The sequence below is a fragment of the Streptomyces virginiae genome (genome assembly GCF_041432505.1).
In the GTDB taxonomy this organism is placed as follows: Bacteria; Actinomycetota; Actinomycetes; order Streptomycetales; family Streptomycetaceae; genus Streptomyces; species Streptomyces virginiae_A.
Genome location: NZ_CP107871.1, coordinates 8,438,143 through 8,460,122, shown reverse-complemented (window position 1 = coordinate 8,460,122; position 21,980 = coordinate 8,438,143). Strand labels below are relative to the sequence as shown.

The window sequence follows — 21,980 nt, the reverse complement described above, 5'->3', positions numbered from 1 at the left end:
CATCCCGCCGGGCGCTCGTCCCGCGCCTGCCGGCTCACCCCGGCAGGCTACCGGCACGGCCACCCACTTCCGCCTCATCGTCCGAGTCATGGGAGCGCGGGCCCTGCCACCGCGTTGACGCACGCCCCCGCCTGGCGGCAGAGGGAGGTGTACGCGCTGCGGTTTGGGCCCGGTCTGACCGGCCGGCTGCTGCTGTCGGTCCCTGGGCGCGCGCCGATCACGGACCTGGCCCGCTTCCCCGCCGCGCCGGGGGCGTGTGCCGCACAGGCCCGGGCGGCGCGCCTTGGCTACGAGGACCTGTGCTCGCTCGCATGAGGCGAGCGCGCCGTCACCTGGGGATGACGTGGGTCCCCTCGGTGTACGCCACCCGGAGTGACACGGGTGCCCTGGTGCAGGGGTGCGCAGGCTACGAGGCTTCGGACTGTTAGAGAGGCGGTGCGGTCCGCGCGATGCCGGGACCGCACCGACGGGCTCTGCCCGCACGAGGAACGAGGGGCTCGATGCTCGACTTGTCCATGCCCGGCAGGCACCGTCATCCCGGCACCCCGCTGCGGGGAAGGGTCGCGGTCGTGACCGGCGCCGCGCGCGGGATCGGGGCGGCACTGGCACGGAACCTGTCCGAGGCGGGAATGTCCGTGGCTCTGCTGGGCCGCGAGGAGGCGTCCTTGCAGGCGACGGCGAGGACGCTGCCGAACCGGAGCGTGTGCGTCGAGAGCGACGTCACCGACAACGCGGCACTGCACGCGGCCGCCCGGCACGTGGAGGAGGTGCTGGGACCGGCCAGCGTGGTCGCCGCCAATGCCGGCATCGCCGTCGGCGGGCCCTTCGACCGTACGGCGCCGGAACTGTGGCAGCGTGTCATCGACGTCAACCTCACCGGATCCGCCAACACCGCCAGGGCCTTCCTCCCCCAGCTGACCCGCACGCGTGGCTACTTCCTGCAGGTCGCCTCCACCGCCGCGCTGGGCTCCTCCCCCATGATGAGCGCCTACTGCGCCTCCAAGGCGGGCGTCGAGTCCTTCGCCCTGGCGTTGCGCGGCGAGGTGGAGCCCGACGGTGTCGGAGTCGGGATCGCCTACGTCCACTGGACCGGCACCGACATGATCAGCGGCCTCGACGCGCTCCCCGTACTACGGGCCCTGCGCCGCCACCAGCCCCGGTTCGCCCGTCGGGTCCGTTCTCCCGAGCAGGTCGCCGAATGGCTCGCGGAGGGGATCACGCGCCGCTCCCTCTCCGTCTACGCGCCGCCCTGGCTGCGGTGGTGCCAGCCGTTGCGGCCGCTCTTCCCGCCGATCGTGGCCCGCATCGCCCGACGCGAGCTACGTACCCCCGCGCGCGGCGAACTGGCTGCCGACGCGACCGTCCTGGGGGCCGGAGGCCTCGCCGACTGGAACGCCCACAAGCCTCCCTGGGGCTCTTGAGCCGGCTGCGGTCCGGGCGGCCGGGAGCCGGGGCGGCCGGGGAGCCGCAGCTCGGCGCGGGCGTGGGTGGTGCCGATGTGGGGTCGCCGGAGTGGGCGAGCATCGGGCCTCGGTGCATCTGCAGGTGGGTGGCGAACCGGGCCAGGGTCGCGGACAGCTCCGCGCGGGCCGCGTTCCCCGCCACGGTGACCGGGGCGTGAAGGTGGCGACGGAACCTAGCCGCGGCGCAGCCGGGAATCGAGGACCGCGCCGAGGAGTTCGGCGTCGGGTGCGGTCAGCAGGCGTTTGGGCAGGACCATCGCCCAGGTCTTGCGGCCGGTCCTGCCCACGACGGTGTAGAGGCTCGGGGTCTCGTGATACCGCGTCATCTCGTCCCAGCCCAGGCGTTTGATCTCCACGCCGTCGAGGACAGCCGCGATGCCCGTGCCGTCGACGAAGCAGTCCGCGCCCTCGTGGGCCCGCTGGGCCCGCAGGGCATGCGTGACGATCCTCCGGGGCGCGACCAGGGCGAACACGGTCGCGTAGACGACGGCCGAGGCGATGAGGCCGATGTTGACCGAGCCGCCCTCGGCGTCGACGCGCACGCCCAGGAGCGCGATGAAGAGCGCGCCTGCGGCAGCGAGCCAACGCAGTCGCCGAAACGTTCCTGCGGCCTTCAGCCCCTCCCGGAGCTCGCTCTTCTCCACGCTGCCCGTGAACCGCAGGACGACCTCGCCCGTGAGCTGGGCCTGCTGAGGCTGTCGTATGTCGATGTCTTCCACAGACGCGGAGCATAGCGCTCCGCCGCCGATCGACACGATCGCGCCCAAGTACCACACCGAGACGCGATGGATGGCCCCGCCCGAACACTTCGGATCGTGGAAGAGCGCCCACAATCGGCTGTGGATGTGAGCCGCCGCCGGCACTTGGGAGAAGGCCTTCCACTCATGCGGGGGATTCGTGGGCGGCGATCTCTCCGGCCAATTCCATGCAGCGTATGCGGGCCGGGGAGAAGTCGTAGGGCATCTTTCCGGTGGCTTCGAATGCGCTCATGGATCCTTGCCCCCTGCCAGAGCTTCGGCCGGCCTCGCCCTCACCGTCACCCTCGTGTGCGGTGGCGGGGTGCGAAGCGTCCCAGGAGTCGAGGAGCGCATCGTCGCTCTGCGCCAGATCGGAGTCCTCGATGACTGCCTGCAACACCTCCTCGAAGGCGTGCCGTTCGGCAGCCACCTGGGCCACGCGGGGGTCATCGACCGCGACCGTGTCATCGAGTGCCTCCTCGGCGGCATCGACGCGGTCGGACTCCTCCCGCAGATCCGAGTGGGTGGCCAGGGCGATGAAGCGGGTGGCCTGGAGGGCCGCACCGAGCGGGCCGAAGATGCGCTCGGTGACCAGCAGGCTGTCCAGGTCCGCCCGGCGCACGGAGCCCTCGGGCAGGTTCGTGAGGCGGCTGGTGACGAGGTCGGAGAGCAGGCCCATCCGGCTGCCTTCGGTGCGCATGCGCCGCACGGCAGTCCGTTGCCGCCGCAGTTCCGCTTCCTGGGCGACGAGGGTTTCCTCCAGCCGTTCCAGGACGCCCGCGATGTCGTGGTCGCTGTCGGCACCGGCGGATGCCGTGTCGGCGAAGGCGTCACGGATGTCGTCCAGGGCGATCCCGGCGTCGGCCGTCTTGCGGATCCACAGGAGCCGGATCATGTCTTCGTAGCCGTAGCGGCGGCGGCCGTCACTGCCCCGCTCGGGCTCGGGGAGCAGGCCGATCTCGTGGTAATGACGGATCGCCCGCGGTGTGGTGCCCACGAAGGCCGCCGCGTCACCGATCCTGACCTGGCGCGGCGGAACGAAGGACGAATACATGGGCAGGGCCTTCCTCTGGGGGGCGGGACGTGGGTCCACCGGACCACATGCCGCTACGGAAGGTGCAACTCCAGGCACTCCGCCCGGCATCCGTGCCAGGAGGCGCATGCCCCTCTCCGCGACCCGAACCATCGCCAGGTCCAGCCGGCCGCAGCCCAGGACGAGTTCACCGAGTACCCCGCACCGCGCTTCCCGACGCGGCAGGGTCACACGGAACACGGCGGCGCCGGCCTACGTCTCGGGGCGGTCCGCGCATCAGGGAACGGCGGGCCGTACGGCAGGCGAGGGGCGGGGGGCGGCCCGGGAGTACTGCTGGCTCCAAAGCGTTCTGGGCCCCGGGCCCCACCCACGCACCCCCGCACGCATGCACGCCACATCGGCACGGGCTGACTGAACAGGACACTGCCCTGATCGGCAACCGCAGCCGCCGGGGCTGGTCGAGGTCCTACCGAGTGGGGCCGAGCACCGTTCCGGAGTGCCGCCCTTCACGGGCAGCGGCGATGATGCCTGCGTGGCGACAAACCTTGAGCTCTTCGCGGACTACTTCCAGATCCACGTTCTGGACGACGTCTCCGAGGCAACCGAGACGGGCATCGGTGACGTGTGGACCGACCAGGCCGTCCTGCACGGGCTCGGCGTCGCCGAACACGCCCTGGCCATCGGCACGGCTGTCAACGTAACCGTCGACGTCACCATCGACCTCCTCACGGGCCGGCCGGACGACGACAGCGACGACTTCGACCACGTCGTCGAGGCCAGTCTCAACCTGGCCTCGGGACGCATGGTCGTACTGGGCTGCACCGACTACGGCCCCGACGCAGCACGCTTCGACATGCCCGCCGGATGGACCCGCGTCCGAACGTCTCGGCGGAATCTCGAAGCAGCGGCCTTCCCCGACCCCGACTGTGAGGACGAGCCCGAGGACATGGAGGAGATTCGACTCCAGGTATGGCCGGCACCGTACGCTCTGCCCGACATCATCAAGCGATGGACACCACCCGACGCCTAGACAAGCTGTCCCGCTCCCCGCCCTGGCCCAGAGCGGGACCGGGAGTTCACCGCGCCGGGCCGTCCGTGTCCCCTGCGGCCGCACGGCGCATGATCGACAACCAGGCGCCGGTCAGCAAACGGCCGTGGTCAGGGATCGCATCAAGGTTCGTTCGAAGGGCGGTCCCGGGGCGCCCCTACCAGAATCGCCGTGGCCGTGCGGTGCTTGACGGGCAGGTTCTTCGCCACCCGACCCGTCATCGCCGAGGCCCTCGTCCGCTGGGGCCACATCCTGCTCCCCGTGGTGCCGACGGCCATCGGCTTGCTCATCCTCATCCAAGGCGGAGCCTTCGGCCACCAGGACAGTCCCGGTCGCGCCGTCGTGGGCACGACGCTCAGGTTGTGTCGCGCTTCCCGGCCGATGACGAGGGCGGCTGCTCGTCGCGGATCTCCGGGGTGAAGGCGTCACGACGTGCGAGGGTCACCGACAGAGGGAGGCCCAGCCGCTCGGCCGCGCGTCGCCGGACACGCACCTGCGCCTGGGTCCTGGGCCGGAACGAGGGGAGCCGCGAGCAGCCGCAACCCGGGCGGTGATCGTAGGTCAGCCCCTCCGCGAGCACGGCCGCAACGACAGACCAAGCCTTCTTGTCGCGTCGTCGAGGCGCGGCGAAGTCGTAGCCGGCGAAGGCGAGCTGCTCACGGCAGCTGGTACAGATACGCTTCCGGATCGGCCACGCGCTGCCCTTGAAGGCGAGCCGGCATGAGACGCACACGTAGTGCCGGAAGGCGCCGTTGAACGCGTGGTAGCACATGGCTCGACACAGTACGTGTCGTCCGCGGGCGGTCCCAATCGGATTCGTGGTGGCCGATCTGGCCGCTCAGCCACCCCGCCGGCCGCTGTCGCGCGCGAGGGGTGCGGATGAGCGAACAGGTGCTCCCCCCGCGCACGCTCGTTGGCCAGGCTTGGCAGCGATGGATGCCCAGATGGCCACCGTCTCGACGCTCGTGTGCCCAAGTGATCCCCGGTCAGCGGCGGCCGGTGGCCAGGATGACGAGGAACTGGCCGCCGCCGGCCTGGATGTCGGCGGTCACCGGCAGCCCTGGCACCAGTCGGGAGAAGCGGTCCACCAGCCAGTCCGCCGCCTCCTGGGCGTCCTTCCTGGTGGGGCAACGGCCCACCATCTCGCGGCCGCCCTTGCGCTCCAGCCTCTCGGCAACGGTGATCAGCGGCGCGGGTTCGACCACGTACAGGCGCTCCGGCCAGGCGATGACCACCTTGACCGCACCCTTGCGGGTGTTGCACCCGCGGTGCGCAAGCCGCTCGGCGACCTTGGCCTTCCGGTCGGCGGTCCGGCTGTCCACACTGGGCCCCCGCGGATCGTTCACCGACTCGTCAGGGTCGACCGGTTCGTCACATACCCAGCAGCGCCAGCCATCGCGCTCGGCCACATCATCAAGGAGACTCACCCGAGCAAACTACCTGCCCGGGCACCACCCCGCGCACCAGGACCCCGGCAACCTCTCAATACCGACCACAACAAACGCTGCGGCGCCTGGCCCCCAAGGGGCTTGCCCAAGACGGAAGCGGGGGTGCCATCCGCCGTCCTCATGCTCGGGCATAGCCTGCTTCTGCTCCTGCTCCTCATTTCTGGTACCGGGGCGGCCAGACCCCGCGTATCCGGGTGACGTACCGCTGGCCGCAGTCCCACTGGGCGCGGGGCTGAGCAGCAGCGGCCGTTCGCAGGTCTCTGTGGCTCAGAGAGGGGCAGTTCAGTGGTTCGCAGCGGGCCGTGGTGCGCCCGGCCGGGGACAACGGCGCGGCCTGCCCGCCGGGCACGACCCGGCGGGCAGGCGGGTGTCGGTCAGCTTCCAGACCCGGGAGCTAGGGTCTGAAGGTGCTGTTTCGCCGGTGAGCCGGCGACAGTGCGGGGTGCCGCCCTGCGGCGAGATCGAAGGGCGGCCGCGCAGCGCTGTGGCATTCCGGGGCGCTGAGCCCCGCGATTATGTCGCGGCGATCAGCCGGCACACCTGCACCTGCGGACGGCGTCCGCTGCGATCGCCGCCAGTGCGACCGCCACCGTCGCCCAGGTGACGTCACCCTGTGTGTGACCGGTCGCGATCCACACGCCGAGGCCCGAGCCGGCGACCGTCCCCAGCCTCGACGTGAGGCGGCCGTCCTGCACCAGCTTGCTCACCGGTGGAACGGGAAGAGTCACCCGCCGCCAGCGAGGAGCGGTCTCGGGGGCGTTGAGCGCGGGGTTGTCGAGCTGCTTGTCGAAGGACATGAGAGATCCTCTTTCCACTGGTCAGTGACGGCGCAGTGGCCGCCGAAAGGGCGCCTTCGGCAACTCCACCAAACTGCGCGACCCGCACCGGTATTCTTGGCCTAAGCGGGACAACCAGGGATTACTGAGGGGTAGTCGATGCCTCGTTCGCGTCCGTTGGATCGATCCAAGCCGCTGGAGGCGTTCGCCTCCGACCTGCGCCGACTGCGAGATTCCGCTCCGCCGCGGGAGTACAGGACAGACATCCCGGAGCCAGGCGAGGGCAAGAAACCCCAGAGCTCTCAGATACCCGAGCCCTTCGGCGTCGACCAAGTCGTCGCGAAGTACGGGGTGGGTCGATCGAGTGTCTACGCCGCGCTCAGTGCAAGGCGCCTTCCGTCCGTCACCGTTCTGCGAGCCATGGTTCTGGCGTGGGCACCCGCAGGCGAGGCAGCGATGCCCGACTGGATGAACCGACGCCGCGAAGTCGAAGTGGCCCTGGCGACATCATCGTCCTCGCCTGCGGCCGAGACGCCACCTGCACGTCGCTCGGAGAAGGAAAGCGCGCAGCGCGCACGGCCGGCCGCGCTTCGGCCCGCTCCGGAGAACACAACACTTTCCTCGCCGGACATGTCATCGTCCGCAGCCGCCCCGACTGCGATCACCAACGAGGTCCAAGAGCTCTACCGGGCAGCCGGCAGTCCCCCGGTGCGGGCCATCAGCGCGGCCGTTCTCGCCGACTCGCGCAGTGCCGACATCAGCCCGGAGACGGTGCGGCGAGTCGTCGCAGGTACGAGTGCGAGGCACACCAGCGTGTTGTCGGTAGTCAGGGCACTCGCGGAAATCGGAGGTTACGACGCTACCGCGGCCGAAGAGAAGGCGAGGCGGCTCCAGGACCTCGAGGAGCCGTCGGATGCCCAAGGCTCCTCGACACGCCCCGCCGTGGCGGAAGCAGCCGGTGTGGATCTGAGGGGTTGCGTCATTTACGGGCTCCAACTGACCAGCGGCGACGGCCAGACCGTCGATCTCCGCCATGCGGTTCTGCACGACGCCGTCGTGCATGCGGGGGATCAGCAGACGCTGCGGGTGACCGACAGCTGGCTACAGGGAACGGCCGTCCACACGGGAGACCAACAAACGCTTCAGGTGACCGACAGCTCGCTGCAGGAAACGGCCGTCCAAACCGGAGACCAACAAACCCTCCACGTCACCGACAGCTCACTACAGAAAACGGCCCTCCAAACCGGAGACCAACAAACCCTCCACCTCACCGACAGCTCACTACAGGACGCAGGGGCTGCCGTCGCTTATACCGGCGCCATGAACGCAAGGCCGAACACTTCCTGGCGTTCGCAGGCATCGCTGCAGCCTCGTCTGCTACCGCCGCTTGAATACGAACGCCAAGCCGACTCAACGGCTACGGCAGGATGGCTCAAGTGAGCGAATCGACCGAGCAGGTGCAGACCACAGATCGTCTCTGGCAGGAATTCCGCCAAGGATCGTTCCCCGACAGCCTGCGACATGCCACCTTCGGGGGCACAGACGTGTGGCTCATCGAGTTCGACATCGCCGGCTGCGTTCTTCGCTGGCTCGACCACAGCGGCCCTCTCGACTCGAAGAACAGCAGCCTCCTGCAGAGCCGCATCGAGGACCTGGACCGAGTCATCCCTGAGATCAATGACCCTGTAGGAATCCAGTACTGCCAACGGTTGCGCCAGCTCGCTGTGCTCGTGTCAAGGAACCTGTCCGGCACCGAATGAGATGACGTCTTAGCTGATGAAGGAACGTGCACCTCGTTGTCGGCTTTACAGCGGTCAAGCCGGGATACGGGCTCTGAGCTGGTCTGCTGCTAGCCGATGAGCCGTTCCGCTGCTTGGCGGTACTGCTCGATCTGCACCTGGGTCAGCCTCCGCAGTGCTGGTAGCCCGCCCTTTCGGAGCTCATCCTCAGCCTTCTGCCGGCAGGCCGGCTCGAAGTCGACGAGTCTCACGGAGGAGCCGACGTGGGCGTCGGACGGCCACGCCGCCGCCGCGTCCGAAGCCCAGTCCAAACCTTGAACAGCGACAAGCTGCTGCCGGCTCGGCAGGGCCAGCCCGATCGCGACGAACACCACCCGAGTCCAAGCTGTGAAGAATGCCCGACCCGCAAGCTCGGCCGGATATGCGGCACCCAGGTTCCAGTTCGCACTGAAGGCCCCGCCAAGCACGCCCTTGTCAAGTTCCTGACCCTCAAGAGACGCCGCGATCGCCCCCAATCCCGCCACCACCGGACCGTAGCGAGCGGACAGGTCAGCCCTGTCGGCCAACACTTGGGCGGCTCCACCCCAACGCATGGCCGCGGCGCAGCACAGCGCTTCTCCAGCCGCCTCCAACGTCCTACCCATGATCTCCCACAGTTCCTGCTTCAGCCCGAGTCGGTAGCCGAAAGCCCAGGCAACATAGCCACGTTTCCACCAAAGGAAACGCTTGTTAGGTGCGGGACCGGCAGAAGTACACGACGTGCGAGACCGAAAGGACGGAGACGATCGGCGGCGCCGTCTCCGGCCCCCTTGACCGCTCCTCGGGCGCTGCTGCTGGACAGGTACGGCGAGGGGCGAGGGGCGCACCACCACCCTCGCTCCCGGGTAGCCGGTAGGGCCCTCATCGGGAAGCTCCATCGGTCCCGGTAAGGGCACTCGTGGGCGGGCTGGTCCTTCTCCGCGTGGGGCAGCCACGGGACGCTGGACGTCACGCTGGCGCTGCCGCCTGAAACGGGCGGGCCGCCCCCGCGCAAGCAGGGGCGGCACTGCGACAACGGTGGATCAACCGGCCGTTCTTGATGCGGGGCGAGGCCCCGGGCGGCATTGGCCAACAGGCGCAGAGCCGTGTAGATCGGGGTCGGTACCCGAGTTGGAGCCTCAGCTGTTGCGCAGGGTGCGGTCCAGGAACGGGAGCAGGCGGTCCCAGTGGCGCTTCAGCCCGGAGGCGCTGAACGCGTCGGTGTCCGACATGGTGAAGCCGTGGGTCGTGCCGGGGTAGATCTCGGAGGAGTAGGTGACGCCTGCACCGTCCAGAGCCTGGTTGAGCTCACCGAGGGCCTCGGGCGTCATGTCGCCTTCGGCGTGGCCGAGGTGGACCTGGGCGGTGAGCTTGGAGAACAGGCCCGGCCCATCGGCACCCACCGGGCCATGGAATGCCGCGACGGCTGCCACCTGGCCAGGGTGGGCCGCAGCGGTGCGCATCGCCCAAAGGCCACCTATGCAGTAGCCGGTCACCGCGACCGGACCGGCGCAGACCTCGGGCTGAGCGGTGAGGAAGCTGACGTAGGCGTCGGCGTCGCTCAGAACACGCTCGGCGGTGTGCGCCTCGATCAAGGGCATCAGCTCGGCGAAGACCGCGGGCCGGATGTCTTCTCCGATGTGCTCGGGAAGCCTGATCACCGGTGCCGGGCCGTGCCGGTAGAAGGCGTTGGGAACGAGTACGTAGTAGCCGTGCTCGGCCAGTTCGAGGGCCATCTCCCGCAGCACGGGCCGGATGCCGAAGCCGTCCGCGTACATCAGTACCCCCGGGCGCTGCCCGCCACGGTCTGGGAAGGCGGCGAACGCGTCGGCCGAACCGTCCGCGGTGGCAATCTGCAACGTCTTGGTGGGCATGGATTCTCCTGTCGTGGTTGATGTAGGGAGCCCGTGATCAACACGACGGAGGCGGAGCCCGCGCGGCGGCGCAAGATCCTCGATCCAGCAGCGGGCCGGCACCGGCCCGTACGGCGCTCAGGAGAGCACCGGGTCACCGATCCGTGTGTGGCGCGATGCCGTCCCGGTAGTCATCCTCATAACGTAGTCCACAACTCCGGCTCCATGCAGAGGACTGGATGGCGGGCGCACTTCACCCGCCGGGATCTGGTGTGGCCCGGCCCCGGGTGGTCACACCCTTCATACGTGGATTCCTCGCAGCAGCGGCCGGCAGGGCCACGGCATCATCGCCGGCGAGGTCGTCCGCGGTCGCGTCATGCAGGGGTTCGAGCGTCGCGTCGTCGTCTCCGCGTTCGACAGCAACGAGCAGTCAGGGCAGATCCACCGGGCGGTTGCGCCTGCGCGCAGGACAGGGCGCGAACGAAGCTTCGGCAAGCCCCGGCGCTGGTCACCCGGAAACGGTCAAGACCACCGCCTGCGGGCGCTGCCTCCTCCAGGCCGTCTCTTTCGGATCTTGCCGGGCCCGGCCCGGCCCGCCCCGGCTTCAAGCTTCTGCGCGAGCGGGTGCTGCTCGCCTACTGGCCTCACTGTCAGCGGCCAATGCGACGATCCCGAGGCAACCACGCGAGGAGAGACATGGGTACCTGGGACATCGGCCCCTTCGACAACGACACCGCCGCCGACTTCGGCGGTGACCTGGACGAGGCAGCACTCGAGGAACGCGAAGCCATGATCCGGGGCGTGCTCAAGCGTGCCGCCGGGCCTGCGGACTTCCTGGGTGTCTCCGACGGCGAGCGTGCAGTGGCCGCGGCGGCTCTGGTCGTCGCCCAGCATCCTGCCGGCGATCCGGCGTGTTCGAGCTATGGCCCGTCAGAGCCGCTACCGGAGTTGCCTGCAGACCTTCGCATGCTCGCCGTCGACGCCCTGGACCAGGTGGTGTCCGACCGGTCCGAACTCGCCGAGCTGTGGGCCGACGCTGCGAACTGGTCGAAGTGGCGCCAGGACATCACCCGCCTCCGCGACGTCCTTGACCCTCCGATCCCGCCACAAGAGGAAGCCCTCTTCGGGATCTCATCGGTGACCCAGAGTCACGGACGCAGAACTTGAGCACATGGCGGTGGGAGAGCCGTCGGCCACGTGGGTCAGAGCTGGATTCGACCCCTCCCCCACGGGGTTGTTGGCCGTCCGCCGGAGAGTCCGTTCATCCACGGGTGTGATCACTGGACGCAGTTCGCGTCGTGCCTTCGTGCGGGGAAGCCGGAGTGTGAGCTCCAGGGGAGTGCGGGCGTGGTAGTAGCCGCTCCGCAGGTCGGTGTCGTCGTATCCGTGGACGCGGACAGTCGATGCTTGATTCGGTCGGCCCGGCGTGGGAGCTGGGCTCTGATCCCGCCCATTGAACGGCGAGGCATGGACACTTCCGGACAGGAAGGGTGCGGTCTGCGGCAGCGGTGACGTCATCGGTCAGGTGTCCGAAGGGCGCTTCCGTGGATCGTGCCGCTCGCCCTGGTCTCGTGCCGTGACTGACGAACACGGGGCGAGCGACGCATTCAAGAACCGATGCACGAACGCGGCGCGGACGCTGGAATCCTGCGTCACCTATTCCATCGACCGCATCGCCTTGGACGAGTCCAACGAGGACCGCAAGGACAACACGCTGGACGTGTGGCTGCGCGAGGGGCCGTGGACGCCCGATGTGGTGATCTCGCTGTCCCATCTCCACTCGGTCCGCCCTTGAGAGAAGGGACTGGGCGTCTCCTTCATCGACGGGATCTCCCTCGTCCACCTGCCGAAGCTGCCGTCGCCTTGGCCCGCCGAGGCGGTCGGCCGACTCGATCGCTCCGAGGACCTGCCCGAACTGGCTTGGCTGAGGATCGCCGGCCCGATCGAAGTCGACGCTGTGGCCTCGATCGTGACCGTCTACGTGGCCCAGAGCGACGATGCTGCCTCCGTGCTGCCGTGACAGCCTGAACCCGCTCGACAGCCAGGACAGCCCGGACAGCGGCCAAACTTCGACCCGGTGGCCGGCGATCGGCCCGGCCGGAACGACGTCGGCCTCGGAGAAGGGCTTCCGGTCGTCGAGCGCGGTCCACGTCGAGGGGGTACTCGGCCGCGCCACGGGCGCACCACCTGACGGCCTGCGGAACGCCGTAGGGGCCGGACCCGGCGGGTCCGGCCCCTACGGCCATGTGTGTGGGGCGTCAGTTCTTGACGGGGTTCATGCAGAGGACGAACTTGTCCGCGTCGAACTGCTGCGCGAGAGCGACGTCGGCCACGCCCTGGCACTTGTCGAGGTCGAAGGTGTTGTCGACGACCTTGACGACCTTGTAGAGGTCGGCCACCTTCTCGGTGCAGCCCTTGCTCTCGACCTTGGGATCCTTCTCCGGGCCGGTGACGACCACGCAGTCGCCGGCCTCCGCGTGCACCGGGGCGTCGCCCGTCAGGTAGGGAAGGCCCAGACGCCAGAACAGTACGACCGCGATCGCCACGACGACGCCGAGGACCTTCTTCCCCAGGGCGCCCTTCTTCTTCGCGGGTTCGGACGGCGCGACGGGGACGTCGGACGTGCCGGGAGCGGCGGGCTGCTCGGGGGTCTGCGGCGCGGGGGGCGTGGCCATGGAGGTTCCTTGGGGACGTGTACGAGATCGAACGCGCGTACGCTACCGGCTCCCGAACGCACAAAAGGGACTCTCCCCTTCCGTTTTCCGATCAGATACGGAGTCGTGATCCCTGTCGACCCGTCAGGCCACACCGCCGGATCCCCGGACAGATCGCACGATGCACCCGGGACGGGCATCCGAGGGCGTGCGCGCGGCGGCCCGGGGCGCGCGGCGTCCGGAGCTCGCTTGCGCGCGCGCTGAACAGCAAGGGAACGGCTCCGTTCGCGGGCTCGCGAGCAGCGGGACGTGACGTCCTCTCAGCACTGCTGAGGCGAAGGGCGTTTGAGGAGGGGAATCCGGGTCACACGCGTGGTGTCGGAGGCCACGCCCTGGGGGTCGGGCTTCCGCAGCGGGCCCCGCCCCCGTGACGCCCCCTCCCCCGGCGTCATGGGGCAGGCCCGCCCGCACGACGGGCTGCCGCCCGGATCCGTACGGCACCCGGACGCCCCGCACCCCGACCTCCTCCCGGTCGGGGCCCCCGGGGCCGCCCGGCGAACCCCCGGCAGCGGCGCTCGGACCGCCGCCCCCGGGCAACGGACCCTGCGGCAGCAGCCCGCCGCACGATCGATGGAACTCGACCGTCGTGGCGCCGAACAGCAAGGCGTGGCCCGGGCCACCGGCCCGCCATTGGACGCTACCGAGGGCCGTCGTTGCCGCTTTCCACCGCCAACGCGGCCATCTCACGCAGGCGCTCGTAGCGCTCGATCGCGCCGCCCGCGTCATCGATCGACGGAAGAACCTTCTCGACAGCCGCGAGACAGCGGAGAAGGGCATCGCGGCGCTTCACGTCAAAGGGTTCCGACAGGGACGAGGAGACACCGATGGCGATCGACGCGTCGAGATACACCATGTCTTCCCCTTCGATCTCGCGACCGCGCATGTTCGGCGGGAACGGCATGCGCATGTGCTCTTCCCACAGCCGTGCGAGCAGGTCCCGTTCCGATTCATCCATGTTCGAGATCATGCCTCGCCGACCAGCCGCCGCGGGAGGCGGTGCCCGTCCCCTTGCCTCCCATCCGCGCCGAGTTATGGGCTCTAACAATCGATTGAGTCTCTGCCGATCGGCACTGTCCGTCCACGGAACGCCCAAGGGGAACTCCATGTCCGACGTCCATCACACCGGCCTCCGTGCCGGCATGCGCACCACCCCAGCGATCATCCCGCTCGTCGTCGGCCTCCTCGCCGCCACCGCCGTGCCCGCCGGGGCGACCGCCGGCCCCGGCCCCCGGACTCCTCTTACCTGCCGTGGGGCCGGCGTCAACCGCGATGCCCGCGTGCGACACCGGGCCGAGATCGTCATCGACGCTCCCCTGCGCACGGTCTGGAACCTGCAGACCGACGTCGAAGGCTGGCCGTCCTGGCAGGCCCCCGTGACGACCGCGGAACGCCTCGACCCGGGCCCGCTCCGCCGGGGGTCCGCCTTCCGGTGGACCACCCCGGTTCCCCCGAACCCGACTCCGGCCACCAGTCTGCAGATCACCTCGACCGTCGAGCAGCTCAGGCACCACGCCTGCGTGCGCTGGACGGGGCCCGCGACGGGCGAGGGCCTACACATCGACGGCGTCCACGTGTGGACCTTCGCCAAGACCCGCGGCGGCGTCCGGGTGACCACCGAGGAGACCCACACCGGCCCTCAGGTCGACGCCGACGTCCGCACCGCGACCACCATCCTCCGCCAGGGACTCGAAGGATGGCTGAGCGACCTCAAGGCCACCGCCGAGGCCCGCGCCCACCATCAGCCGCGCTGACCCGCGGAGCCGGCGCCGACGCCGACGCCGACGCCCGCACGGTTCGGGTGGACTCGGTCAGCGGGGCGGCTCGCACCGCTGAGGGAGCGTCACGGTGCCCGGCCGGTGCTCGAAGGTGTCCATGACCAGCCACTCGTCGAGCTCCGGGTCGTAGAGGTTCTGGATTCCGAACTGCAGCACCTGCCAGAAGGTGCCCCGATCCTTCTCGTCGACGTAGATGTCACCCAGCGCGAGCGGCAGGCGCGGGTAGTTCCCCGGAGGCAACTCCGGGACGACCACGCCCACCCTCCAGTGGTTCACACGCCGCTCCGGGGTGCGCCGGAGGGTCTCCCGCCCGACGAACCGGGCGTTCTCGAAGCCCTCGTTGAGCGCCTCCAGGTTGAAGCCGGGGATGCGTGAGCAGGGGTGCTCGTTCAGACCGGGCCACTTGTACGTCAGCGTGTAGAGCGTGTCGTGGTAGATCAGGTTGGTGAACCAGATCGGGTACTGCGGGCCCCCCGCGGTCATCTGGCTGTCGCCGTCCCGCCCTTCCCAGGTGAACGGCACCGTGATGTCCAGGTCCCGGACGATCCACTTGCCCTTGCCGCGGAAGTCCCGGGGGAGGCGGGGTGGAGGGGGAGTCGGAGCCGGGGCGGCGTTACGCCCCACGGCCACGGCCCCGAACGGCGGTACGGTCCCCGTCCGAGGTTGGGCGCCGACCGGGGTCCCGGCCGCCAGGACGAGGGCCACCACTGCGGCCAGCGTGGTCGATGTGGCCTTGCGACGTGCGCCTTTCCAGCCCATGGTCTCCCTCTGATGTCGCGTCGGGCGCCGCCGCGGCGCGGGGACAATCACGGCGATACCGGGACACCGTCCCCGGATTCAGTGATTCCGAAACCGTCGGTCCCTGAGCGCACGGCCGCCGTGTCGTCCGACGGTCCGGCCCCCTGTGGGCGGAATGTCGGCCGCCCGGCGGGACTGTCGGTGATCCATCGGTGATCTGCCGGTGGCCGCCCGCACCGTGGGTGTCGAGTGGCCGGCGAAACAGTCGCGGCCGCCTTCCTCCGGAAGAGAGCCCCGACGCCATGTCGTCCACATCCTTGACCCCGCCGTGGAATGTCCGACGGCTGCCGCGCGCCGAGGGGCGCGTCTTCCTGGTCACCGGCGGCAACGCGGGCATCGGGTACTTCGTCGCCGAGCAGTTGTCGACCACCGGAGCCACCGTCGTACTCGGCAGCCGGAATCCCGCCAAGGCCGCAGCCGCCGCGGCCTCGATCCGTGCGCGCGTGGCCGGGGCGCGGGTGCGGGCCGTACGGCTCGACCTCGCCGACCTCCCGTCGCTCGAAACGGTGCCGGAGGCCTTGGAGGTGGAGCACCTCGACGCGGTGGTCCACAACGCCGGCGTCGCGCTCGACGACCCGCCGCGCGGGGAGACCCGGCACGGCCACGAGCTCATGTTCGGCACGAACCATCTCGGACACTTCGCCTTGACCCGGTGGCTGATGCCCCTGCTGTCGGCCGCGCCGGCGGCCCGCGTCGTGACCATGGGCAGCTTCGCGGCGAAGTCCGAGCGGCTCGACCCGGACGACCTTCAGTCCCGCGAGGACTATCGGCCCAAGCGCAGCTACGGACGCTCCAAGTTGGCGCAGATGTACTTCGCCGTCGAACTCGACCGCCGCCTGCGCACGGCCGGTAGCACGGTGACGAGCGTGGTGGTCCATCCCGGGGGCGCGTTGGACTCCCTCACCCCGTCACGGCCACCGCTCCATGCGCGAACCGCCGGAGCGCGGCTGGGCGCGGCCCCTGCGGCCCTTCTCCTCCAGGGCAAGCACGCCGGGGCGTGGCCCGCGGTCCGAGCGGTGCTCGATCCGGCCGTGCGCGGCGACCGGCTGTGGGGACCGCGCGTCTTCGGCCTGCGCGGCGAACCCCACCCCTACCCGCTATGGACCCACCTCGCCGACCGGTCGGTCGCGGACCGGTTGTGGGACGCGAGCGGTGACCTGACCGGCGTCGATCCCGGGGCCGCCATCGGATGACCGGCTCGGCAGGCCCGTCCACCGGTTGCGGGCGGTCTCAGGCCTCGTACTCGGTGAGGTCGATGCCGTGGATCTGCAGGAGGTGCCCGTACCGGGGGTCCGTGGTGTCGCGCTCCAGGACCATGCCGAGCTTGCGGATCACGTTCTCGGAGTCCTCGTTGCCCGCCCGGTTGATCGCGACGACCCGGTCCAGGCCGCGGTCCTGCAGGGCGAACTCCAACGTGGCCTGGGCGGCCTCGGACGCATAGCCCTGGCCCCAGTACTGGCGACCGAGCCGCCAGGTGATCTCGGCGTGCGGCAGTACCTCGGGCAGGTACTCGGGGATCGAGAGGCCGACGGCGCCGATCAGCTCGCCGGAGCCCAGGAGCTCGACGGCGAAGATGCCGAAGCCCTCCTCGTCCCACTCCTCCTCCCAGCGCTCGATGTCCTCGGCGGTGCGGTCCAGGTCGAGGGTCTCGCCCTCTTCGATCCAGCGCATCACCTCCGGATCGGCGTTGATCTCCGAGAGCGGGACGAGGTCGTCGTCGGTCCAGCGGCGGAGGAGAAGTCGGGGGGTACGGATCTCGGTCATGCCCACATCCTGCCGAAATTCCGCCGACCAGCGGTAATCGGCCGTTGCGGGGATGTTGCGGATTCGTGGCAGGCGCCACGGGAAGGTTCCCGCGACTCCCCGCGGGCCTCTACGGTCCGTGGGAACCGCGACCAAGGAGTGCTCCTGCCATGCCCCTCGATCTGTCGGACGAGAGCCGGTACGACCGTACGCGCCTGCGGCAGTGGACGCGCGGCCGCGCCCGCTCCGCCGGAGTGGACCGCCGTGATCTGCTGAAGCTGTTCGCGGCGGGGGCCGCCGCCGGATCGCTGGGCGTGGCCGCCGGCGGCGCCGCGGCCGCGGCCGCGCCGGCCGGGACGGTCGCACCCGTCGCCGACCCGGTGCCGCGCACCGTCAAGCCGCTGCCGCCCGAGCTGTTCACCCTTCGCGGTACGAACGCGGAGACGAACTTCGCGGCGCTGCGCGGCACGGGCGAGCTCACCCCGATCGACCGGTTCTTCGTACGCAACCACACCTCGACCCCGCGGATCGATGCCGACGGGTGGCGGCTGACGGTGTGGGGCGACGGGCTGACCGGCGGCCCGCTGGAGCTGTCGTACGCGCGGCTGCGCGCCCTCCGATCGGTGGAGCGGACGCTGTTCATCGAGTGCGCGGGCAACGGCCGCAGCTTCTACACCACGCAGCAGGGCCAGCCGGTCACGGGCACCGCCTGGACCCTGGGCGCGATCGGCGTCGCGCGCTGGCGCGGCGCACGGCTGTCGGACGTACTGCGCCTGGCGGGCGTGGCCCGCGGCGCCGTGGACGTCCTGCCGCGCGGGCTGGACGAGGAGGTGGTGGCGAACGGGGTGAACCTTGGCCGGGTGCGGCGCCCGCTGCCGATCTCGAAGGCGCTGGACGACGTCCTGCTGGCCTACGAGATGAACGGGCGGCCGCTGCCGCCCGATCACGGCGGGCCCGTCCGCCTCGTGGTCCCGGACTGGGTCGGGATCTCGTCGATCAAGTGGGTCGGGGACATCGAGGTGAGCGGAGAGCCGCTGTACTCGCCCTGGAACACCGACATGTACCGGCTGTTCGGCCCCGAGCACCCGGCCCAGGGCAGTGCCCCGCTGACCCGTCAGACCCTCAAGAGCGCCTTCGAGCTGGAGCTGGGGGCCACCGTTCCCGTACACCGGACCCGGCTGCTGACCGGCCGTTCCTGGTCAGCGGCGGCGCCGGTCACCCGGATCGACGTCAGCACGGACGGAGGCGGCCACTGGCGGCGGGCCCACCTGCACGACACCCCGCGCCGCGGTGGCTGGGTGCGCTGGTCGGTGCCGTGGACCCCGCGGGCCACGGGGGCGACGTCGCTGTTGGCGCGGGCCACCGACGCGACCGGGCGGACGCAGCCCGATCGGTCGGTGCACAACACGCAGGGGTACCTCTTCGACGCGGTGGTCCGCCACCCGGTCACGGTGGTCTGACCCCCTGACCCCTGACCCCCTGGCCTCTGGCCTCTGGCTTCTGGCGCCGTGGCCGCCGGGGTCAGGGGGTGTGGAAGCGGACCTCCGGCGCGTCCGCGGACGGGCCGTCGAGCACGGGCTGCGGACGGCCTCCCAGGTGCTGGTCGAAGAAGGCGGCCACATAGCGGCGGGTCAGTTCGACGGAGCGGGCGCCGGGCAGCGGGGCCTCCTCGTCGGGCAGGCCCAACTGTTCGCCGATCGCCGGGAAGTCGGTGAAGGTGAAGTGGCCGGAGTCGGCGAAGGTGATCCAGCGCTTCCAGCCGTCGAGCAGCGGCCAGTCACGGTCCCAGCTCGCGTTGCCGCCGGGGCCGCGCTGCTGTGCGCCGAGCAGCATGAACGGGCGCCCACCGAGTCCGGTCGCGGGGAGCGGCGTGGAGAAGCCGCCGTCCATGTTGATCCCGGCCCGGATCCTGGGATCGGCGGCCATAGCGGCGGCGGTCGAGGAGCCGCCGATGGAATGGCCGGCCATCGCGATCCGGCTCTTGTCGACGAGTCCGGCGTGCCTCCAGACGGGGTTGCGTCCGGTGAGGCGGTCCAGGAGGAAGGACACGTCGCGGGCGCGGGTCTCGCCCACGGTCCGGTAGCCGGCCTCGTCCGTGACCTTCTCGCAGGCCAGGCACGTGAGGACGCGCCCGCCGGGGAAGGCGGTGCCGACGCTTTCGTAGGCGTGGTCGACGGAGGCGACGACGTAGCCGCGGGACGCCAGGTCCTCGGCGAGCGCGGTGAGCGTGGACCGGTGGGTGGTGAAGCCCGGGGAGAGCACGATCAGCGGGTACCGTCCGGCGGCCGGGCGGGCGCCCGTCCGGTCGTGGGTGCGGGTGCCGGTCAGGGTCTCGACCGGGATCACCTGGTCCAGCCCCCGGTCGACGAGCAGCAGGCGGGCCTCCTCGGAGGTGAGGTAGCGGGTGGTGCGGCCGGTGTCGTGCCGCGCCGGGTAGCGCATGGTGACCATGAGTTCGCGCGGACCGGAACCGGCCCAGGGGTCCGTGCGGCTGCGGTCCACCAGGTGCAGGTCCTCCCGGCCGACCGCGAAACGGCCGGTGGGGCGCGGGAGTTCCACCGTCGTGCGGCGGCTCTCGGGGCCGGCCGCCGGGGGCCCGGCGACGGTGACGGAGGTGTCCGCGGCGAACGCGGTGCCGGCGGTGGCGAGCGGGAGCGGCAGGAGGAGGGCGAGAAGAGCCACGGAGGCCGCGGTCCTGCGGCTCGTCGTGAACGTCATGGGCTTCGTCGTCGACTTCGTGGACGTCATCGGCTTCATGAACTTCACGCTATGCGGCCGATCTTGGCGGATCGTCAGCTACGAGAGCGATCCGCCGTCCGACTCCGGGGTGACGAGGAGGCGCCCGGTCACTCCTGGGTATGAGCCACGCTGATCGAGTCGAGCTTGCCCCGCAGGTACGTGTGGGAGTCGACGGGGTCGTGCACCACCCGGCCGACGGGCGCGGGCAGGGACTCCACCCGGGTGTGCGGGTCGCATTCGTAGAAGTAGACGAGGGAGATCAGCTCCTCCGTGGGGGTGTCCGTGGGCGGCGGCAGCACCCGGTGGCGGCCCGCGCGCCAGCGATCGCCCGTCCAACGGGCCATCAGGTCACCGATGTTGACGGTGAGCGCCCCGGGGTCGAAGGGCGCGTCCTGCCAGCCGTCGGCGTCGGTGTGGATCTGGAGCCCGCCCGCGCCCAGCTGCCGGTCGAGGACCGTGACCGTACCGAAGTCGGTGTGCGCGCCGATACGGAACTGGCCGGGCAGCGGCGGGCCGACGACCTCGGTGCCCGGGTACCAGTTGAGGTTGAACCCCCAGGTGGGGTGCGAGGTGTGGCGGGTGAAGTGGTCCTCCCCCAGGCCCAGGGCACCGGCCAGGAGTTCCAGCAACTCGTCGGAGAGGTTCCGCATCAGCCGCAGGTACTCCGTCACCAGCGGTCGTAGCCGCGGCACCTCGGCCGGCCAGACGTTGGGCTCGAACCATTCGGCGTCCACGGAGGGAACGCCGGTGGGCTCCTCGGCGGCGAACGACCACGATTCCTTGAGGTCGGGCGGCGAGGCCGTGCCCTCGGCGTAGCTGTTGGCCTCCGCCCCGGGGCCGAGCCAGCCCCGGCCGCCGACCGTGACGGCGTACGGCGTCTTCGCGGTCGCGGGCAGCCGGAAGAACTCACTCGCCGCCTCCCGGATCCGCGCGGGCAGTGCGGGGTCCACGCCATGCCCGGTGACCAGCAGGAAGCCGGCCGCACGCAGGGCCTCGTCGACGCGGGCGGCCGTACGGGCGCGGGCCTCGGGTCCACCGGACCGCCACGGCCCGAGATCGATCACGGGAATCTGGGATCCGGCCATGGGAGACCTGCCTTCCGGGGCTGCGGGGCGTCCGGGACCGAGGTTATCGCCGCGCGCCATCGGACGGGATCGCCACGGAGCGTGATTCTCGGACACCTTCTGTACGCATTCACCCTTGTCATTCGCGAGGATCGTCCCGAGAAGGACCAGAATGAGGAGGAGGGCGAGCGGCTGGTCAGGGACGGAGCGAGTGGTGGAGATTTCGACGAGGGAAGTCTTCGGGGCACCGTGCTGGGTGAGCCTGATGACGCGCGACCTCGGTACGGCCCAGCACTTCTACGGTGCGGTCGTGGGCTGGAGGTTCCGCCCGACCCGCCTCGGCGAGGCATTCTCGGTGGCCTTCCAGGGCCGTGTCCCGGTGGCGGGCATCGGGGCACTGGCCGCGGACCTGGGGGTCGCGGCGGCCTGGACCCCGTACTTCGCCGTCGACGACGCCGATGTGGCGGTGGACCGGATCCGTGAGCGGACGGGCACGATCGCGGTCGGCCCGGTGTCCTTCGAGTCGGGCGGCCGCGCGGCGCTCGTGGCCGATCCGGACGGCGCCGTCTTCGGGATCTGGGAGGGCAATGTGGAGGCGGACTGGCGGGTGGGCCGGGGCCCGTCACCCGCCTGGCTGGAACTGCGGACCAGGAACGCGCTGGACGCGGCGATGTTCTACGGCGCGGTGCTGGAGTGGGCCACCGGCCGGACCGGCTGCTGCGAGGTCTCGTACGAGGAGGACCAGGTCGTGCTGCGGCAGGACGGCGAACCCGTCGCCCGCCTGAACAGCGGCCCCGTGGAGATCGCCTCCTACTCCCCCCACACCCGGCCCCGCTGGCACGTCCACTTCCGGGTGCCGAAGCTCCAGCCGGCGATGGCGGCCGCCGTCTCGCTGGGCGGGCGGCCCGTCTCGGACATCACCTCGAACGCGACGGAGCGGTGGGTGACGCTGCGCGACCCGGACGGGGCCCTGTTCACGCTCACCACGGCCCTCGGGTCGGACGCGGACTGACCGTCGCCGTCGGTCGTCGA

The 21,980-nt window shown here is 70.6% G+C and carries 23 protein-coding genes; 10 read left to right on the top strand and 13 right to left on the bottom strand.

What is annotated here, in order from left to right; genetic code table 11:
* Positions 1–500 precede the first annotated feature (500 nt).
* Positions 501–1,421 (top strand): SDR family oxidoreductase, encoded by a 921-nt coding sequence (locus OG624_RS39035; protein WP_051762939.1) that lies wholly within the window; start codon positions 501–503, stop codon positions 1,419–1,421.
* Between the two features lie 215 nt (positions 1,422–1,636).
* Here the strand turns inward: OG624_RS39035 and OG624_RS39030 are convergent, their stop codons facing one another.
* Together OG624_RS39030 and OG624_RS39025 are read right to left on the bottom strand one after the other, a co-directional pair.
* Positions 1,637–2,182, bottom strand: coding sequence for a hypothetical protein (locus OG624_RS39030; protein ID WP_033216619.1), 546 nt, complete (start codon positions 2,180–2,182; stop codon positions 1,637–1,639).
* A gap of 163 nt (positions 2,183–2,345) precedes the next feature.
* The gene (locus tag OG624_RS39025; RefSeq protein ID WP_033216617.1) at positions 2,346–3,254 is read right to left on the bottom strand and encodes a MerR family transcriptional regulator; all 909 of its coding nucleotides are present in this window, start codon (positions 3,252–3,254) and stop codon (positions 2,346–2,348) included.
* 511 nt (positions 3,255–3,765) lie between these two features.
* Here OG624_RS39025 and OG624_RS39020 point away from each other — a divergent pair.
* A complete protein-coding gene (locus OG624_RS39020; protein WP_033216615.1) occupies positions 3,766–4,263 on the top strand; it encodes a hypothetical protein in 498 nt (165 codons plus the stop codon).
* Between the two features lie 373 nt (positions 4,264–4,636).
* Here the strand turns inward: OG624_RS39020 and OG624_RS39015 are convergent, their stop codons facing one another.
* The 3 genes from OG624_RS39015 to OG624_RS39005 form a co-directional block, all read right to left on the bottom strand.
* On the bottom strand, positions 4,637–5,053 hold the full coding sequence (locus tag OG624_RS39015; RefSeq protein WP_063733999.1) for a hypothetical protein: 417 nt from the start codon (positions 5,051–5,053) through the stop codon (positions 4,637–4,639).
* 214 nt (positions 5,054–5,267) lie between these two features.
* Positions 5,268–5,708 carry a hypothetical protein gene (locus OG624_RS39010; protein ID WP_051762938.1) on the bottom strand — a complete coding sequence of 147 codons (441 nt, stop codon included), beginning with the start codon at positions 5,706–5,708 and terminating at the stop codon, positions 5,268–5,270.
* A 548-nt stretch (positions 5,709–6,256) separates the two neighbouring features.
* Positions 6,257–6,526 carry a hypothetical protein gene (locus OG624_RS39005; protein WP_033216613.1) on the bottom strand — a complete coding sequence of 90 codons (270 nt, stop codon included), beginning with the start codon at positions 6,524–6,526 and terminating at the stop codon, positions 6,257–6,259.
* Positions 6,527–6,961: 435 nt separating this feature from the next.
* Between OG624_RS39005 and OG624_RS39000 the strand changes: the two genes are divergently transcribed.
* Positions 6,962–7,945: a hypothetical protein gene (locus OG624_RS39000; protein ID WP_371640573.1), complete on the top strand. Its 984-nt coding sequence runs from the start codon at positions 6,962–6,964 to the stop codon at positions 7,943–7,945.
* Positions 7,942–8,265 (top strand): hypothetical protein, encoded by a 324-nt coding sequence (locus tag OG624_RS38995; RefSeq protein ID WP_033216611.1) that lies wholly within the window; start codon positions 7,942–7,944, stop codon positions 8,263–8,265. Before OG624_RS39000 ends, OG624_RS38995 begins: the two co-directional genes overlap by 4 nt.
* A gap of 89 nt (positions 8,266–8,354) precedes the next feature.
* Here OG624_RS38995 and OG624_RS38990 read toward each other — a convergent pair whose 3' ends face one another.
* Positions 8,355–8,813, bottom strand: coding sequence for a hypothetical protein (locus OG624_RS38990; protein ID WP_033216610.1), 459 nt, complete (start codon positions 8,811–8,813; stop codon positions 8,355–8,357).
* 588 nt (positions 8,814–9,401) lie between these two features.
* A complete protein-coding gene (locus tag OG624_RS38985) occupies positions 9,402–10,136 on the bottom strand; it encodes a dienelactone hydrolase family protein (RefSeq protein ID WP_371589591.1) in 735 nt (244 codons plus the stop codon).
* 675 nt (positions 10,137–10,811) lie between these two features.
* Here OG624_RS38985 and OG624_RS38980 point away from each other — a divergent pair.
* Both OG624_RS38980 and OG624_RS38975 read left to right on the top strand, forming a co-directional pair.
* Complete coding sequence (locus OG624_RS38980) at positions 10,812–11,282, top strand: DUF4259 domain-containing protein (protein ID WP_371589590.1); 471 nt, start codon at positions 10,812–10,814, stop codon at positions 11,280–11,282.
* 409 nt (positions 11,283–11,691) lie between these two features.
* Positions 11,692–11,910 carry a hypothetical protein gene (locus tag OG624_RS38975; protein WP_371640572.1) on the top strand — a complete coding sequence of 73 codons (219 nt, stop codon included), beginning with the start codon at positions 11,692–11,694 and terminating at the stop codon, positions 11,908–11,910.
* Between the two features lie 463 nt (positions 11,911–12,373).
* On the opposite strand, the gene OG624_RS38970 is transcribed toward OG624_RS38975, so the two are convergent.
* Entirely contained in the window at positions 12,374–12,790 is a 417-nt protein-coding gene (locus OG624_RS38970) for an LppU/SCO3897 family protein (protein WP_371640571.1), read from the bottom strand.
* Between the two features lie 676 nt (positions 12,791–13,466).
* Positions 13,467–13,784 (bottom strand): hypothetical protein, encoded by a 318-nt coding sequence (locus tag OG624_RS38965; protein WP_244290693.1) that lies wholly within the window; start codon positions 13,782–13,784, stop codon positions 13,467–13,469.
* A 148-nt stretch (positions 13,785–13,932) separates the two neighbouring features.
* On the opposite strand from OG624_RS38965, the gene OG624_RS38960 reads away from it, so the two are divergent.
* Positions 13,933–14,580: an SRPBCC family protein gene (locus tag OG624_RS38960; RefSeq protein ID WP_371640570.1), complete on the top strand. Its 648-nt coding sequence runs from the start codon at positions 13,933–13,935 to the stop codon at positions 14,578–14,580.
* A 57-nt stretch (positions 14,581–14,637) separates the two neighbouring features.
* Here the strand turns inward: OG624_RS38960 and OG624_RS38955 are convergent, their stop codons facing one another.
* On the bottom strand, positions 14,638–15,363 hold the full coding sequence (locus tag OG624_RS38955; RefSeq protein ID WP_033216603.1) for a hypothetical protein: 726 nt from the start codon (positions 15,361–15,363) through the stop codon (positions 14,638–14,640).
* A 281-nt stretch (positions 15,364–15,644) separates the two neighbouring features.
* Here OG624_RS38955 and OG624_RS38950 point away from each other — a divergent pair, with 281 nt between their 5' ends.
* On the top strand, positions 15,645–16,595 hold the full coding sequence (locus OG624_RS38950) for an SDR family NAD(P)-dependent oxidoreductase (protein ID WP_371640569.1): 951 nt from the start codon (positions 15,645–15,647) through the stop codon (positions 16,593–16,595).
* Positions 16,596–16,632: 37 nt separating this feature from the next.
* On the opposite strand, the gene OG624_RS38945 is transcribed toward OG624_RS38950, so the two are convergent.
* Positions 16,633–17,166: a GNAT family N-acetyltransferase gene (locus OG624_RS38945; RefSeq protein ID WP_033216599.1), complete on the bottom strand. Its 534-nt coding sequence runs from the start codon at positions 17,164–17,166 to the stop codon at positions 16,633–16,635.
* Between the two features lie 149 nt (positions 17,167–17,315).
* Between OG624_RS38945 and OG624_RS38940 the strand changes: the two genes are divergently transcribed.
* The gene (locus OG624_RS38940) at positions 17,316–18,605 is read left to right on the top strand and encodes a sulfite oxidase (RefSeq protein WP_033216597.1); all 1,290 of its coding nucleotides are present in this window, start codon (positions 17,316–17,318) and stop codon (positions 18,603–18,605) included.
* 61 nt (positions 18,606–18,666) lie between these two features.
* On the opposite strand, the gene OG624_RS38935 is transcribed toward OG624_RS38940, so the two are convergent.
* Together OG624_RS38935 and OG624_RS38930 are read right to left on the bottom strand one after the other, a co-directional pair.
* Positions 18,667–19,902, bottom strand: a complete 1,236-nt coding sequence (locus tag OG624_RS38935; RefSeq protein WP_371640568.1) for an alpha/beta hydrolase family protein — start codon at positions 19,900–19,902, stop codon at positions 18,667–18,669.
* An 89-nt stretch (positions 19,903–19,991) separates the two neighbouring features.
* The gene (locus OG624_RS38930; protein ID WP_033216595.1) at positions 19,992–20,969 is read right to left on the bottom strand and encodes an isopenicillin N synthase family dioxygenase; all 978 of its coding nucleotides are present in this window, start codon (positions 20,967–20,969) and stop codon (positions 19,992–19,994) included.
* A gap of 244 nt (positions 20,970–21,213) precedes the next feature.
* Here OG624_RS38930 and OG624_RS38925 point away from each other — a divergent pair, with 244 nt between their 5' ends.
* A complete protein-coding gene (locus tag OG624_RS38925) occupies positions 21,214–21,960 on the top strand; it encodes a VOC family protein (RefSeq protein WP_033216593.1) in 747 nt (248 codons plus the stop codon).
* The last annotated feature ends 20 nt before the right edge of the window (positions 21,961–21,980 follow it).